This window comes from Cryobacterium sp. PH31-AA6 (assembly GCF_030063195.1).
Classification (GTDB): Bacteria; Actinomycetota; Actinomycetes; order Actinomycetales; family Microbacteriaceae; genus Cryobacterium.
In genome coordinates, this window is record NZ_JASISS010000008.1 from 1 (window position 1) to 16,190 (window position 16,190).

Consider the following 16,190-nt stretch of genomic DNA (forward strand, 5'->3'; position numbering starts at 1 on the left):
GTGGGAAGGGAGGGTCGGGGTCGGGGTGATTTCGACAGGCTCAATCACCGGGTGGACGGACGGGCGGGAGGGGCAGGGGCGGGGTGATTTCGACAGGCTCAATCACCGGCCGGGAGGGGCAGGGTCGTGCGGTCGTGCTGGAGACGATAGCGCACGAGGGGGCCGGAGCGGGGAGCCGGGAACGACCCGGGGGCGCTCGAACTCGTCCACGAAGGCCATGCCCAGGCGCTCCATTGCGGCCGGGACGGGCGGCCTGGCCAGCCGCCAGCCGACCTCGACCTCGCCCCGGGAACAACGGCCGGTACCGTCAGGTCGGAAGCTGGGCGATGCGCGCCACCGCGATCCGCCCCGCGCCATACAGGGTGACCTCCCCGCCGGCGCCGAGGAACACGGCGTCATGGCGGGCGAGGCTGCGGGCGACCCTGGGCCCGTCGGGCGCGGCGTCGCGAACGGCGTTGGAATCGGTGTCGAAATCGCCGTCGAGCACGACGGCAACAAGCTCCTCCTCGGCGGCGTTCGTCAGCGCCAGGCGCCCGACCGCGTCGATCGTCCGCAGGGAACCGACTGACCGGCCCCGGCGCAGCATCAGGTTCAGGTCGAGGGTCGGCTCGCTGACGCCGACCGCGGCCACGGCCCGCTCTCCGGGGAAGGCGTGCACCTCGTGCTGGGCGACCGGCACGAGAGCGCCATCATTGACGAGGGTCAGTCCGCCGGCGGACAGCGGCATCAGCCACCGGTCGACTCCCGGATACCTGGAGAAGTCGCCGTCGCGCTCGACCGTCGCGATACTGATCCTCCAGTCAAAATCGACCCTGGACCCGACCCTGGACCCGGCGACCGACCCGGGGCGCGCGCCGACAGTTCGCCCGGCACCGCGCACGATCACGTCGACGGTCGTGCCCCCGCCGTTCCGCCACGGGGCCGGCACACGGTCAACGGCGGGCAGCCGGGCCCAGCCGGCCTCGGGCAACCGGTTCGACTCGGGCAGCGGTCCGACCTGGGACATCCGGCCGGCCTCGGGCATCCGGCCCGACTCGGACATCCGCCCCGACTCAGGCATCCTGCCCGCCGCGCGGACTCCGCAGACCCCGGCGCCAGACGGCCATCGTGAGCGGCACGCCCGGCCGGTAGGCCAGGTGGGCGACGGATGGCGCGTCGAGCACCTGCAGGTCGGCCCACCCGCCCACTCTCAGCGATCCCACCGCGTCCGCCCCGTGCTCGCGCCCGACCGCAGCGGCGGCGCCTCTGGTCGCCGCCCAGACGGCCTCCTCAATGGTCAACCCCATTTGCAGCACCGCCGTCGCCACGCAAAACGGCATCGACGTGGTGTACGAGGTGCCCGGGTTGCAGTTGGTGGCCAGGGCGATCCGGGCCCCGGCGTCGAGCAGTCGCCTGGCCGGCGGAAACGGTTCCCTGGTGGAGAGGTCGCAGGCCGGCAGCAGCGTCGCCACGGTCGTGCCGCCCGCGAGTGCCTCGATGTCGCGTTCTTCCAGGTGGTTGCAGTGGTCCACGCTGGCCGCGCCGAGCTCGACCGCGAGCCGCACGCCGCCGCTGAAACCGAGTTGGTTGCCGTGCACGCGCACGCCGAGACCGGCCGCGCGCCCGGCCAGAAGCACCTCGCGGCTCTCCTCGACATCGAAGGCGCCGACCTCACAGAACGCGTCAATGTAGTCGGCGTGCGGGGCCACCGCGGCGAGCATCGGACCGGTGACAAGATCGAGGTAGTCGCGCCGGTCCATCCCCGCCGGCACGAGGTGGGCCCCGAGAAAGGTGACCACGTCGGCCACGGCCGCCGCGGCGCGTGCCGATCGGGTCTCGCTCTCCAGATCGAGGCCGTAGCCGGTCTTCGTCTCGAGGAACGTCGTGCCCTGCGCCTCGGCCTCCCGCCGCAGCCGGGCGGCTCCCGCGATGAGCTGCTGCTCGGTCGCGGCGCGGGTCGCGGTCACGGTGGTGTTGATGCCGCCGGCCGTGTAGCGCTGCCCGGCCATCCTGGCCTCGAACTCCGCGGCACGGTCTCCCGCGAAGACGATGTGGGTGTGCGTGTCGACCCAGCCGGGCAGCACGGCGCGACCGCCGACATCCGTGCGGGTGTCGGCGGCGGGGGCCTCGGAGGCCGGGCCGAGCCAGGCGATCCGGCCGTTCTCGATCACCAGGGCGGCACCCCGCAGGCGCGCTCCGTCGTCGGCCTGGCTGGTCAGCTCGGCGATGCCGGTGATCAGTTCGGTGGTCTGCGGGCTGGTCTGCTGGCCGGTCATGCGCGGTCTCCCGACGGGTCGTGGCGGGTGGGCGGGGTGTTGTCGAGCACGGCCAGGGCGTGGCGCAGCAACGCCTCGGGCAGCCGGTCGGCGGCACCGTCGATCGCGGAGACGAGACGACCGGAATCGGCGACGATCACGCCGTTCACGATGACCCGGAGCACGTCGGACGCGGTGGCCGTGAGCGGCACCTGGGCCGGCACCGACCCGACGGTGCGCACGCTCTCCATCGACACCTCGACGAGGTCGCAGAGGGCTCCGGGGCGGAGTCCGTTGTCGCCGAGACCGAGCGACGCATAGCCGTTGGCCGAGGCGGCGCCCAGCAGCGCGGCCGGATCGAATCGTCCGCGTTCCCCGGAGGCCAGGCGTTCGCCGGCCTCGAGGCCGCGCATCTCGAGCAGTGGGTCGACGACGGCGTTCTGGTCCGAGCCGAGGGCGATCCTCGCGCCGGCGTCGGCGAGACGCCTTGCCGGGCCGATCCCGTCGCCGAGGTCGGCCTCCGTCGTCGGACAGATGACGACGGTGGCGCCCGATTCTCCGATCAGCGCGATGTCGGCGTCGGTGAGGTGGGTGGCGTGCACGACGCTCAGGCGGGGTGAGAGAGCTCCAAGGTCCGCGAGCACGCCGGTCGGCGTCAGGCCGTATTCGGCCAGGCAGTCCGCGTTCTCCTGCGGCTGCTCGGAGAGGTGAATGTGCAGGGGCGTCGCGGCAGGCAGTCCGGCGAGCACCTCCCGGATGGCGGCCCTGGGCACGGCGCGCACGGAATGGATCGCCGCACCGAGGCTGACCCGGGCATCCGGGTCGGCGCCGAGCGCGTTCTGCAGTGACCGCCAGCGTTCCAGCCAGGCGGCCGCCGACCCGTCGTCGAAGGCGCGCTGCTCGGGAGCGAGCGGACGCCCGATGCCGCCGGCCAGGTAGAGCGTGTCGAGCAGCACGAGACGGATGCCCACATCGCGAGCCGCCGCGGCCAGCGCGAGTTCCATCGCATGTTCGCGCGGGTACCGGGAGCCGTCCGGGCGGTGGTGCACGTAGTGGAACTCTCCGACGGCCGTCCAGCCGCTGACCAGCATCTCCGCGAACACCGCGCGGGCGAGCGCGTAGTACCGGTCGGGGTCGAGCCGGCCGGCCGCGAGGTACATCGCGTCCCGCCACTGCCAGAAGTCGCCCCCGTCGTCGTGGGTGCGGCCGCGCAACGCGCGGTGGAACGCGTGGGAGTGCGCGTTGGCCATGCCAGGAAACACGGTGCCGAGGCGGACGTCACGCGGTCTCGGCGCGCAGCCCGGCGTGAGGCGGGCGATGCGCCCGTCGTCGCCCACCTCGACGCGAACGCCCGGGGTCGCCACACCGTCGATGAGCAGGGTCTCGCACCAGTAGGTGCGCTCGGCCGCTGCGCTCGGCGAGTTGGTCAACGCCGGGTCGGGCATCGTCGCGGCCTTCACAGCAGGGTCCTCAGCAGTTTCTCCAGGGCCTCGACCCCGGCCACGCAGTCCTCGGCCGTGGCGAATTCCTCGGGCGAGTGCGAGATTCCGGTGGGATTGCGCACGAACAGCATGGCGCTGGGCACGCTGGCCGCGAGCACCCCGGAGTCGTGACCGGCCCCGCTCGCAAGGGCTGGCACGTTGCCGAGGACGGTGTTGAACCGGTCGCGGAGTTCGGGGTCGAAGTGCACGGAAGCGGCCCAGGATTCCTCCACGACGGTGACGGAGCATCCGTTTTCGGCCACGACCGCCACCACCGCTGCGGTGATCTCGTCCAGCAGGGTGTGGGTCTCCTCGTCGGTCTCCGCCCTGGCGTCGAGCCAGGCCTGCACGCTCGACGGGATCACGTTCGTGCCGCCGGGCACGATGTTCATCCGGCCGACGGTGGCCCGGGTACCAGGGCGGGCCGAGGCCGCGTCCTGCACGGCGAGAACGGCGCGGGCGGCGGCCACCATCGGGTCGTGGCGGTCGGCCATCAGGGTGGCGCCGGCGTGGTTGCCCTGGCCGGTCACGGTGAGGCGCCAGCGCCCGTGGGCGAGGATCGACGAGGCCACAGCCACCGGCTCGCCGAGGTCGATCAGGCCGCGGCCCTGCTCGACGTGCAGCTCGACGAACAGTCCGATCCGGTCCAGTGACTCCCGGTCGGTGCCGAGGCGGGCTGGGTCGAGTCCGGCGCGGGCCGCGGCGTCGGCCAGTGTGATGCCGTCGGGGTCGACGAGGGCCCTGGCCCGGTCGGCGTCGAGGGTCCCGGTCATCAGCCGCGAGCCGAGGCAGGCGATGCCGAACCGGGAACCCTCCTCCTCGGCGAAGACGAGGATGGCGCACGGCCGCGACGGCACGAAGCCGCTCGCCTGCAGCCGGGCGATGGCGTCGAGCGCCGACACGACGCCGAGCGGACCGTCGAAGGCGCCACCGCCGGGCACCGAGTCGAGGTGACTGCCGGTGACGACGGCATCCGGCCCGGGTTCGCCCCACCAGGCCCAGATGTTGCCGTTGCGGTCGGTCTCGACGACGAGCCCGATCCGCTCGGCCCGTTCGATGAACCAGGCGCGCAGCTCGAGGTCGGCGGCCTGCCAGACGTGCCGCGAGTAGCCGCCGCGCTGGGTATCCCGGCCGACGCCTGCGATCTCGTCGAGCCCCGCCAGCATTCCGTGCGCGAGGAGTTCGGTCACTCCGACTCCCACATCGGCACGCGCAGGCCGCGCTCGCGCGCCACCTCTTCGGCCCGCTCGTAACCGGCGTCGACGTGGCGCATCACCCCGGTGCCCGGGTCGTTCGTGAGCACGCGCTCGATCTTCTCGGCGGCGAGCGGGGTGCCGTCGGCGACGATCACCTGGCCGGCGTGGATGCTGCGACCGATCCCGACGCCGCCGCCGTGGTGGATCGACACCCAGGTGGCACCGGATGCCGTGTTGAGCAGCGCGTTCAGGAGCGGCCAGTCGGCGATCGCATCCGAGCCGTCTTTCATACCCTCGGTTTCCCGGTAGGGCGAGGCGACGGAGCCGGAGTCGAGGTGGTCGCGCCCGATCACGATCGGCGCCGAGAGCTCGCCGGAGGCGACCATCTCGTTGAACTTCAGGCCGGCCAGGTGACGTTCCTTATAGCCGAGCCAGCAGATCCGGGCCGGCAGACCCTCGAAGTGCACCAGATCCTGGGCCTTGGTGATCCACCGGCGCAGGTGCTCGTCCTCCGGGAATAGTTCGACGATGGCCTTGTCGGTCGCCGCGATGTCCGCCGGGTCGCCGGAGAGCGCCACCCAGCGGAACGGCCCCTTGCCCTCGGCGAACAGCGGCCGGATGTAGGCGGGCACGAACCCGGGAAACTCGAACGCCCGCTCGTAGCCGCCGAGCTCGGCCTCGGCGCGGATCGAGTTGCCGTAGTCGAAGACCTCGGCGCCCGCATCCTGGAACTCGACCATGGCCTTGACCTGCTTGGCCATTGCGGCGCGGGCCCGCTCGGTGAACTCCTCGGGCTTCGCGGCCGCGTAGGCGTGCCATTCCTCCACGGTGACGCCCTCGGGCAGATACGACAGCGGATCATGCGCGCTCGTCTGGTCGGTGACGATGTCAATCGGCACCTTGCGGGCGAGCAACTCGGTGAACACGGTCGCGGCGTTGCCGACGAGGCCCACCGACAGTGCGCGCTTCTCGTCCTTCGCCGCGAGTACCCGGGTGATCGCGTCGTCGAGGTCGGTGGTGAGTTCGTCGAGGTAGCCGTGGTCGACGCGGCGCTGCAGCCGGGTTTCATCGACGTCGACGATCAGCACGACACCATCGTTCATGGTGACGGCGAGCGGCTGCGCGCCGCCCATGCCGCCGGCCCCGCCGGTGAGGGTGAGGGTGCCGGCCAGCGTGCCGCCGCCGTGCTCGTCCGGCCCGCCCCGTCGGGCGGCGAGCTTCGCAGCCACGGCCGCGAACGTCTCGTAGGTGCCCTGCAGGATGCCCTGGGTTCCGATGTAGATCCACGAGCCGGCGGTCATCTGGCCGTACATGGTCAGGCCGAGCGCCTCGAGCCTGCGGAACTCGGGCCAGGTGGCCCAGTCGCCGACGAGGTTCGAGTTGGCGATGAGCACGCGTGGCGCCCACTCGTTGGTGCGGAACACACCCACCGGCTTGCCGGACTGCACCAGCAGGGTCTCGTCCTTCTCCAGCGTCGTCAGTGTGCGTACGATCGCGTCGTAGGCCTCCCAGTTGCGGGCCGCCTTACCGGTCCCGCCGTACACGACGAGGTTCTCGGGATGCTCGGCGACCTCCGGGTCGAGGTTGTTCATCAGCATCCGCAGCGGGCCTTCGGTCTGCCAGCTCTTCGCCGTCAGGGTGGTGCCGCGGGCGGCGCGTACGGGGCGTGATTCTGACATGGGCGGTTCCTTTGGCTCGTGGCAGTTCTTGGTCGGGGTGCTCGAGGGGCGAGCGGGTCAGGCCTGGTTCGGGACGGTCTTGCCGAGTCCGGCGGACACCGTGCCGGCGGCGCGCACCAGCAGGGGTCCGTAGCGGGCGAGGTCGGCTGGAGTCACCCGGTAGCTCGGGATGACCAGGCTGAGGGCGGCCACGACGCGCAACTCGGAACGGACCGGGGCGGCAATGGCCGTGACATCCGTTTCGACCCCGCGTTCGACCACGACGAAGCCTGGCGCCGGGATCTGGCCGGTGAGCACCTGGCCCGCCGCTGACCGTTCGAGCGGCACGGTGCGGCCGACCCAGTTCGCGTGGCGCACGGAGTGGGTGCCCTCGATGATGGCGATGTAAAGGCTCGAGCTGTCGTGCCCCTCGACGCTGAGGTAGGCGGACTCGCCGGTCTCGGCGACGAGGTCCTCCATGGCCTGCCTGGACAGGGACACCAGGGACTCGCTGCTCAGCGACTGAGCCCCGAGCTGGATGATCCGGCTGCCGGGTCCGTAGCTGCCGTCCTCGCCCCGGCGCACGAAACCGCGCGTCTCAAGGGTGCGCAGCAGTCGCAGAGCCGTGCTGGGGGAAAGGTCGACGGCGCGGGAACTCTCCGAGAGCGTCAGCCCGTCACCGTCGCAGATCACGGCGAGCAGGTCGAGCGCGCGCTCCACGGTGCGGGTGGATGACTCTGCCATGCTGCTCCCTTGCCTTGACTATGCCATTCAGTAAAACATGAATGTCATTCGATGGCAATGGTGGCGGGTTGGCGGGAATGGTCGGAATGCGTTCCGATCGGAGTCCCAGCCGGGGCCGGGACAAGCGGGCATGATGACTGACGAGCTGCCGGTCAGTTGCCGAGGTTCACTCCGCGCTGGGTGAGGAAGGGGACGGCGTCGATGGCGGTGCCGTCGATCCTGACCTCGAAGTGCAGGTGGCAACCGGTGGATGCGCCGGTGCTGCCGACCCCGGCGATCACCTGGCCGGCGACCACGGGTTCGCCCACCGTGACGAGGGTTTCCCCATTGGCGATGTGCGCGTAGCCGGTCTCGAGGCCGTTGCCGTGGTCGATCAGGATCCAGTTTCCGTAGCTGCCGAGCGCGCCGGCGGCTTCGACGACGCCGTCGGTCGTCGCATAGACGGCCGCGTCGCAGCCGGCGCCGATGTCGGTGCCGTGGTGGAAGTCACCGACTCCCGCTACGGGGTGCGTGAGGCGCGGCCCGAACGGGTCGGTGATGCGCCCGACGGCCGGCCTGACCCAGCCCTGGGCGCTCAACCGACCGGTATCGAGGACGGCCGGAAGCGGCCGGAGAGCGGAGGCAGCCGGTGCGGACGCGGCAGGAGGGGACGCGACGAGGGTGGCCAGGGCGGCGGATGCCGCGTCGACGTCGGCCTGCGCGGCCTCGACCGCCGCACGGGCCTCGGCCACGGGGACCTGGGCGACCACCGTCTGCGCCGTGGCATCCTGAGCCTCGAGCGCGTGTTCCCGCTTTGTGTCTGCGGCCACCCGGTCACGCACCTCGTCGAGGTTCGAGGTGAGCCTGGACAGGGTGTCCAGGGTGCCGAGTTGGTAGAGGAGGTTGTCCTCGGCGTTGCCGTCGAGCAGTACGTCGACCGTTGCCGTGCCGGACTGCTGGAACAGGCCCCTGACCAGCATGGCAAGCGCGCGGCGGGACGCATCGGCCGTGGTGCCGGCCCGCTCCCTCAGGGCGCGCACGAGGTCGGCCCGACTGAGGGCGGCGTCGTAGTCGGCCTTGGCCGAGGCGTAGGCGAGGTTCGCCCTGCCCAGGGCGGTTTGAGCGGCGTCGAGGCGGGACTGGGCGGCCAAGATAGCGGTGGCGTGTCGCGCCACGGCCGCAGACGCTTCTGCCGCGGCTCGTGCGGCCGTGATTCGCTGGGCCGCGACTCGTGCGGACGCGACTCGTTGGGCAGCCGCAGCAGCGGCTGCCCTGGCGGCCGTGTCCCTCGCGGCCGGCGCGGCTGGCGGTCCGAACGACTGTTTCGGCTCTGGTACCACGGCGGGAGGCACCGCTGCCGGCGGCGTTACCGTGGGTGTCGGGGTTGGAGTCGGGGTGGGTGTCGCAGTCGAGGTGTCTGTCGGGGTGGCGGTGGGTGTCGGTGTGGCGGTGGGCGCGGGATCGGGGATCGGATCCGGCGTGGGCGTGACCGTCGGAGTCGGATCGGGGATCGGATCCGGCGTGGGCGTGGGCGTGACCGTCGGAGTCGGATCGGGGATCGGATCCGGCGTGGGCGCGGCCGGGGGTGTCGCCGGGGAAGGCTCGGCCGGGGAGGCCGCCGGAGCCGGAGCGCCCGTTGGAACGGGGTCGGACACCGTTGCCGGCTCAGGCGCCGCGGGCGCGGATTCGGCGGGCGGTTCGCTCGGTGCGGGTTCCGCTGGTGCAGGTGCGGGCGCCACGATGGTCACCGGCTGCGCGTCATCGGCCCGCGCCGAGGTCGGGACGCCCACGATCGCGAGTGCGACGATCACCACCGACGCAAGCGGGATCGCCAGTCGGCCGGCGGGATGGGCGTCCCCGGGGCGACTGGTCGATCGAACGCTGCGTGGTGAACTCATGTGCCTATGCAATCCATGTTCGGGTGATGGAAGGCCAGATCGAACGGGTCAACGTCCGGCCATCATTACACGCGCGGGCAGGGCGCACAAGCACCGGATATCACGATGAACGGCTATCGGCGCCTCGGGTTCGCACCGTCCGGAAAGGTCCCCTGGAAGCGTCATAGAAATGCAGGGTCACCCCCCAATTTTGGGGAGCCGCGCATCCCTCAGGTGGGGCTTGGCGGGCCGATCGCTCCCAATCACCATGTAGTCGTCCAGACCTTGGAGGTCAGCATGCAAGGAACGAGAGAGTTGTCCGGGTTCAGGCTGTCGAAGCGGCCGCTCTGGCAGCGGATTGTGATCGCCGCCACCGCCCTGGCCATGCCGGTGGCGATGCTCGTGGCCGTGCCCGCACCGCCGGCCCAGGCTGCGACGACGAGCGACCTCATCCTGAACGTGATCAGCGCGCGCACGGAAGCTCGCGCGTTCGCGGGTGCTGGCGTCGTCAAGGGCGACGACATCCCGAACTTCACGTACATCATCAACGAGGACAACACCGGGACGACCGCCCAGAGGAATCCTGCGCCCAACAGCGGCTGCGCGGCAACCGACACCGGGTACCCGGCCAGCTGCGACTGGCCGTCGATCAAAGAGGTGCCGCACACCACGAGCCCGATCGTGCGTCAGGGCGACCAGGCCGACTTCACCGGCGGTCTCACCCTGCCATCGGGGCGCTACCTGATCTCCGTGCTCGCCGACGGTTACAAGATCGACGGGGCGCACTTCAGTGTGCCTCTGCCGGCTACGGGTCTGGTCACCGTCGAGCTCCAGCCCAACCCCCTGCCCGACTCGACACTGCGGGCCTTCATCTTCCGGGACACCGCGCCGACCAACGGCGCCAACGATCAGGGTGAGCCCGGCCTGGCCGGCTTCGTCGGACACATCGCCGACACCCTGGGCGAACTGCAGACCGACGTCTACGGCAACCCCCTGTGCACCGTCTATGAGGGCGAGAATCCGGACACGCATCTGATCCCTCTGGCCAGCCTGGACGCGACTATGTCCCCCGTGCCGATTGCCGGGACAGGGGGCCACTGTGTCAGCGATGCCGATGGCCTTCTGACCATGCCGCACCTGGGTAGCAACCGGTACACGCTGACTGCCACGGCCCCCGATGGGCAGATCTGGATCCAGACGACAACACTCGAGGGCAACCACGACTTTGACACCTGGCTCATGGAAGGCAGCACCGGTTATGACACCGAGGCCCTGGTGGCCGGCGAGCCTGTCCCCGGGCCGATCTTCGGTTTCGTTCCGCCCACGAACACCCTGACCCCCGGCCCCGCCGGGCGCATCACGGGCGTGGTCGTCACCGCAAAGCAGTACACCCCGCCCAAGGGCGGCGACTTCAACTACTGGCTGGGGATGACCGGGAGCAAGATGGGCAAGCCGATCGTGCGGCCATGGCTCTCGCTCGCCGACCTGCAGCAAGGTGACCAGGCCGTTTGGGTGGGGCAGGGCGACGCAAACGGCGCCTTCGACATCTCCGGCGTGCCCGATGGCAACTACAGCCTGAGCTGGTGGGACGAGCCGCAGAACTACTTCCTCAACCTGGTCAACGTGACCGTGAGCGGTGGCGAGACGGTGCAGATGGGCAACGTGCCGATCAGCGGCTGGTGGACGGAATACGACGGGTACGTCTTCAACGACACCAACCGCAACGGGGTCAGGGACCCCGGCGAGAGCGGCCTGCCCAACTTCACGCTGACCATGCGCAAGCAGGACAACTCGTTGATGGATCGGGGTACGAACGTCGTCACCAGCGACAGCACGGGCTACTACCACTTCGAGAGCGCCTACCCGCTGAGTGAGTGGACCGTCATGGAGAACTACAAGGACTCCTTCTACACCACCGGGGTCACCTACCAGGCCGACAACCAGCCGACCCCGACCACGGTCAAGGGCGCCGGCGTCGACGTCAGCGTGCTCAGCATCATCGGGCTCAGCGGCCGGATGGACTGGGGCGTTCACACCTACGATCCGACCGGCGCCAACGGCATCGACCCCCGCAACGGCGGCATCGTCGGCTCGGTGAGCTATGACACAACCCGTAACGAGCTCGACCCGCAGTATGCCGCCTCCGAGGACTGGCAGCCGGGCGTCTCCGATGTACCCGTAGAGCTGTACGCCACGGTCGACTGCGGTACGAACGCGAACACGCCGTGTGGTGGCACCAACGACGCGTACGAGCTGGCAGCAGACGGTTCCCTGGCCACGGGCAAACTGCTGAACACCTACCTCTCTGAACACTGGAGCCGCCCGACCGGGTGCGTGGCTCGCGACGTGGACGGCAACCCGCTCGTCCACGCCAAAGACAATCCCGCGGCCTACGACGAGAACGTGCTCGTGCCCAACCAGGAGACAGACGGAGAGTGCATCTCGAGCTTCATGCAGGGCGTGCAGTTCGGGCCATACCCGACCGACCAGGGCACGGCCGCCGCCAACTTCGGTGCGTCCGTGGACGGCAACTACGGCTTCGGTGACGCCTGTACCGGCACACTCGTCGCGACGGATCCGTCCGCTCCCGTCTGCGACGGTGGAACCTTCGAGCCCCTGACGAGTGGGGACTACCTGGTCAGGCTCGCGATCCCGAAAGACGCCACCGGGAACCCGTTGTACAAGGTGACCGGAGAAGAGGACATCAACATCGGAAACGGCGACCAGATCGTCCCTCAGGTGCCGCCGCCGTCCTGTGCCGGAACGCTCCACACCGTTGACCTTCTTGGTGCCGCAACGGACAACTACCCCGCATTGGTCGGCAACGGCACCAACGGCGCCCCCACGGGGGTCACCGTGCCGGCCTCGACTCCGGTCGCCAACGCCACCTTCCTCGACATCGGCGGGTCGCCCTACGAAGGCTCGGCTAAGCCGTCCTGTGACACCAAGCTGGTGCGAGTGAACAACGGCAAATCGGTCGTGCCCATGTTCAACATCTTCACCGACGTGCCGATCCCGTCCCGCCTTCGCGGCCTGATCGTGGACGACATCAACTTCTCCACCGACTCGCGCTCGACGCTCTACGGGGAGAAGACGGGCGTGGCCTTCGCGCCGGTCGGCATCTATGACTTCGCCAACCGGCTCGTCACGACCGTCGAGTCCGACTTCAACGGCTCGTACGATGTGCTGCTGCCCTCCACCAATCACATCAGCTGCCCCACCCCCTCGGGTGTCTGCGCCAACATGTACCGCTTCGTGGGCAACGACCCGGGGATCCCGGGGCGTCTGAACGCCAACTACAACCCGCGGTATCGCTCCATTGCGACCGAGTTCGAGGCCCTACCCGGTCTGACCATCCCCACTGACCTTGCTCCGACCCAGGTCGGTGTCTATGTCGGGTCGCCGACCACCGGGGTCAACACGGCGGTCGCCTGCACCCTCGACGGTGCCACGCCACAGCTGTTCGCCGTCTCGAAGCCCTACGTGGCCGCGACCGGAACCCGCACGTTCACGATCGCCGGGACCGGCTTCGGCGCCAACAGGGGCACCGGTCAGGTCACTCTGGGCAACACGCCGCTGGACATCACCGCCTGGAGCGACACCGCGATCTCGGCCACTGTGCCTGGCGTCGTCCCGGTCGGGGCGCACCAGCTGGGGATCACGGCCGACAACGGGCAGAGCACGGTCAACGGGCTCACCTTCCATGTGCTGGGAACCGGCTACAGCCCCTCCCTGCGTGAAGTCGGTCCGGGCCACACCTACGCCACGATCCAGGCCGCGCTCGACGACGCATTCACCAACAACGGCGACGACCTGGTGGTCGTCTACCCGGCACCCTCCACCACGGCCAACCCCCGCGGCGCCTACTACGAGAACCTGGTCATCGCTTCGCCGGTCAAGCTGCAGGGCGTCGGCTCCGGTGGCTTCCAGGGCACCGCTTTCGTGCCGGGATCAATCATCGACGCCGGCGCGTTCGGCGGCGACACCGCCCTGGCCGCGGCCTGGTTCACCAAGGTCGGCGGCCTCACCTGGGACGGCAACCAGGCCGTGAACGACGGTGAGGCCATCTACGTACTGGCCTCGGCGAACGCCACCACCGCGCCCGGTGCCGCGCGCCAGTTCACCAGCGGCTTCAAGGCGGCCATCGACGGCTTCGACATCCGCGGCGGCGACCAGGTGGGCTTCCCGGGCAACGTCGACGGTCTCACCGGGGGGCCGACCGGCCTTCCGCCGAACATCACCACCCAGGGCGGAGCGATCTTCGCCAACGCCTACGCCCGATTCCTGCAGATCACCAACAACGTTGTCGACAACAACGGAGGCGGCTACGGGACCATCCGCATCGGCACCCCTGACCTGGCTGCGCCGAACACCAGCCAGCACAACGAGAACGTCCGGATCGCCAACAACCGGATCATCGCCAACGCCGGCACCAACCTGGCCGGCGGCATCGGGCTCTACGCGGGCTCGGACGGCTACGAGGTGGCTGCCAACGACATCTGCGGCAACTTCTCGCTGGAGTACGGCGGCGGGCTGAGCGCCTACGGCTTGAGCCCGGGCGGCAAGATCCACCACAACCGCATGTACTTCAACTCGTCCAACGATGAGGGCGGCGCCATCATGATCGCGGGCCAGCTGCCGGCGACGGTCGGCGCGCTCTCGCCCGGCTCCGGTCCGGTGGACATCTATGCCAACCAGATCCAGGCCAACATGGCCAATGACGACGGTGGCGGCATCCGCTTCCTGATGGCCGGCGACTACCCGATGAATGTCTACAACAACATGATCGTCAACAACGTGTCGACGCACGAGGGCGGCGGCATCGGCATCAACGACGCCCCCAACGTGCGGGTCTTCAACAACACGATCATGAAGAACCTGTCGACGGCCACCGCGGTGACCTCGAACGGCCAGCCCGCCCCCGCCGGGTTGTCAACCTCGGCCAACAGCGACCAGCTGCAGGCGACCCTGCCGGGCGGCTCGCCGACCTTCAGCAACCCGTTGATGTTCAACAACATTCTCTGGGACAACCGGGCCGGCACGCGGGCCGGCACCACGGTCACCGGAATCGGCCTGGCCGGCGCAACCGACATCAACAACTGGGATCTGGGCGTGGCCGACGGCACGGGCGTGCTCGCGCCGAGCAACTCGGTCGTACAACAGAACACCGCTTCTCACCCGTACACGACCAGTCCGACCAACAGCTCCACCGATCCGGCAGTGGTCTCGACCTACGACGTCTCGGTCTCCTTCGCCACCTGGCGTCAGAACCCGGCGTTCGTGGATGCCACTCTCGTGACCCTGGAAGCGCCGCCGAACCTGCTCGGCAACTACCACCTGGCCAACTGCCCCGGCTCACCCGCCTGTAACCTCGGCGCGGCCAGCACCGGCGGTGTGAACGCGCCGACGACGGACTTCGACAACCAGGCTCGGCCGGCGCTGGGTGGCTTCGACAGCGGTGCTGACGAGTACGGCGCCACAACGCCGCCTCCACCGAACTCGGATCTGTACTTCTCGACCACCGGGATCGCCAACCCGCCCACCGTAGCCGGAACCGCCGACGACGCCGACATCTACCTCTGGAACGGCACCGCCTTCAGCCGGTCGATCGATATGTCCACCGCACCGTACAACGTGCCGGGCACCGCGAACGTGGACGGCTTCTCCAGAGTCGACGCCACCCACTTCTACGCCTCCTTCACCGGGAACGTCACCCTGAACGGGATCGGCGCGGTGGCCGACGAGGACGTCGTGTACTTCAACGGCACCGCGTGGTCGTTGTGGTTCGACGGCAGCGCGCACGGGGTCGGCGGTAACATCGACCTGGGCGCTGTCAGCGTCGTCGGTAACACGCTGTTCTTCTCCACCAACAACGATGCGGTACCTCCGGGTGCAGGCGGTTACGGCGACAACGCCGACGTCTACCGCTGGGATGGCGGCAGCTCGTATACCCGGGTCCTGGACGCCACGGCGGCGCCGTACAACCTGCCGAACAGCGGGTCGGCCACCGGAACGACCAACCCCAACGTCGACGGTCTCATCTGGCGCGACGCAAAGCATTTCTACCTGTCGTTCAGCAACACGACCACGACCGTCCCCGGTCTGGGCGCCGTGAACGACGAGGACGTGGTCTACTTCGACGGCACATCCTGGTCACTCTATTTCAACGGTGGCAGCCACGGGCTCACGTCGGCCGCCCAGGATCTGGACGCGATCGCGTTCGCCAGCGGGGCCCTGCCGCCCCTGCCGCCGCCGGCCGGCCAGGACCTGTACTTCTCGACCCAGGGCAACACCAACCCGCCCGGTGTCGGTGGCACGGCGGACGACGCGGATATCTACCGCTGGAACGGCGGCACGTTCAGCCGGGTGAACGCCATGACCACCGCGCCCTACGGTCTGCCGGCCACCGCCAACGTCGACGGCTACGACCGGGTTGACGACACCCACTTCTACCTCTCCTTCACCGCCCTGGTGACCGTGCCCGGTCTGGGGAACGTGCGGGACGAGGACGTCGTCTACTTCAACGGCACCTCCTGGTCGCTGTTCTTCGACGGCAGCGCGCACGGTCTGGGCGGCAATGACAACCTGGACCTCGACGCGATCAGCGTCGTGGGGACAACCCTGTACTTCTCCACGCTGGGCAACAGCAACCCGCCCGGAGTGGTGGGCGTCGCCGACGATGCCGACATCTACAGCTGGAACGGCTCCGCCTACAGCAGGGTGATCGACGCCAGCGCCGCGCCCTACAGCCTGCCGGTTTCCGCCAACGTGGATGGATTCGTGCGGGTCGATGCCACCCACTTCTACCTGTCATTCAGCAACGCGAACACCACGGTGCCGGTACTGGGCGCGGTCCACGATGAGGATGTCATCTACTACAACGCGGGCACCTGGTCGGTCTACTTCGACGGCACCGCAAACGGTCTCGGTGCCACCGGAAGCCTGAACGTTGACGCCTTCGACCTTCCGACCCCATGACCCATTCATCCAGCCGCGCTACAGACGATCCCCAGGGAGATAC

At 69.5% G+C, this 16,190-nt stretch carries 8 protein-coding genes; 1 reads left to right on the forward strand and 7 read right to left on the reverse strand.

Annotated elements, in window-relative coordinates; all coding sequences use genetic code 11:
* Positions 1 to 307: 307 nt before the first annotated feature.
* The 7 genes from QMG61_RS07840 to QMG61_RS07870 form a co-directional block, all read right to left on the reverse strand.
* Positions 308 to 1,042, reverse strand: a complete 735-nt coding sequence (locus tag QMG61_RS07840; protein WP_283493785.1) for a HutD/Ves family protein — start codon at positions 1,040 to 1,042, stop codon at positions 308 to 310.
* A gap of 10 nt (positions 1,043 to 1,052) precedes the next feature.
* Complete coding sequence (gene hutI, locus QMG61_RS07845) at positions 1,053 to 2,255, reverse strand: imidazolonepropionase (RefSeq protein ID WP_283493786.1); 1,203 nt, start codon at positions 2,253 to 2,255, stop codon at positions 1,053 to 1,055.
* The gene (locus QMG61_RS07850; RefSeq protein WP_283493787.1) at positions 2,252 to 3,694 is read right to left on the reverse strand and encodes a formimidoylglutamate deiminase; all 1,443 of its coding nucleotides are present in this window, start codon (positions 3,692 to 3,694) and stop codon (positions 2,252 to 2,254) included. The genes hutI and QMG61_RS07850 overlap by 4 nt, the downstream gene beginning before the upstream one ends.
* The gene (locus QMG61_RS07855; RefSeq protein WP_349358132.1) at positions 3,691 to 4,905 is read right to left on the reverse strand and encodes an allantoate amidohydrolase; all 1,215 of its coding nucleotides are present in this window, start codon (positions 4,903 to 4,905) and stop codon (positions 3,691 to 3,693) included. The genes QMG61_RS07850 and QMG61_RS07855 overlap by 4 nt, the downstream gene beginning before the upstream one ends.
* Positions 4,902 to 6,590 carry a urocanate hydratase gene (gene hutU / locus QMG61_RS07860; protein ID WP_283493788.1) on the reverse strand — a complete coding sequence of 563 codons (1,689 nt, stop codon included), beginning with the start codon at positions 6,588 to 6,590 and terminating at the stop codon, positions 4,902 to 4,904. Before hutU ends, QMG61_RS07855 begins: the two co-directional genes overlap by 4 nt.
* A 57-nt stretch (positions 6,591 to 6,647) precedes the next feature.
* Entirely contained in the window at positions 6,648 to 7,313 is a 666-nt protein-coding gene (locus tag QMG61_RS07865) for an IclR family transcriptional regulator (RefSeq protein ID WP_283493789.1), read from the reverse strand.
* A gap of 152 nt (positions 7,314 to 7,465) precedes the next feature.
* On the reverse strand, positions 7,466 to 9,190 hold the full coding sequence (locus QMG61_RS07870; RefSeq protein WP_283493790.1) for a M23 family metallopeptidase: 1,725 nt from the start codon (positions 9,188 to 9,190) through the stop codon (positions 7,466 to 7,468).
* A 276-nt stretch (positions 9,191 to 9,466) separates the two neighbouring features.
* Between QMG61_RS07870 and QMG61_RS07875 the strand changes: the two genes are divergently transcribed.
* Complete coding sequence (locus QMG61_RS07875) at positions 9,467 to 16,147, forward strand: SdrD B-like domain-containing protein (RefSeq protein WP_283493791.1); 6,681 nt, start codon at positions 9,467 to 9,469, stop codon at positions 16,145 to 16,147.
* The last annotated feature ends 43 nt before the right edge of the window (positions 16,148 to 16,190 follow it).

Excerpts from the sequence above, each read along its gene's own strand:
- QMG61_RS07840 (WP_283493785.1), bottom strand. The coding sequence starts at position 1,042 with ATGTCCGAGTCGGGCCGGATGCCCGAGGCCGGCCGGATGTCCCAGGTC.
- hutI (WP_283493786.1), bottom strand. The coding sequence starts at position 2,255 with ATGACCGGCCAGCAGACCAGCCCGCAGACCACCGAACTGATCACCGGC.
- hutU (WP_283493788.1), bottom strand. The coding sequence starts at position 6,590 with ATGTCAGAATCACGCCCCGTACGCGCCGCCCGCGGCACCACCCTGACG.
- QMG61_RS07865 (WP_283493789.1), bottom strand. The coding sequence starts at position 7,313 with ATGGCAGAGTCATCCACCCGCACCGTGGAGCGCGCGCTCGACCTGCTC.
- QMG61_RS07870 (WP_283493790.1), bottom strand. The coding sequence starts at position 9,190 with ATGAGTTCACCACGCAGCGTTCGATCGACCAGTCGCCCCGGGGACGCC.
- QMG61_RS07875 (WP_283493791.1), top strand. The coding sequence starts at position 9,467 with ATGCAAGGAACGAGAGAGTTGTCCGGGTTCAGGCTGTCGAAGCGGCCG.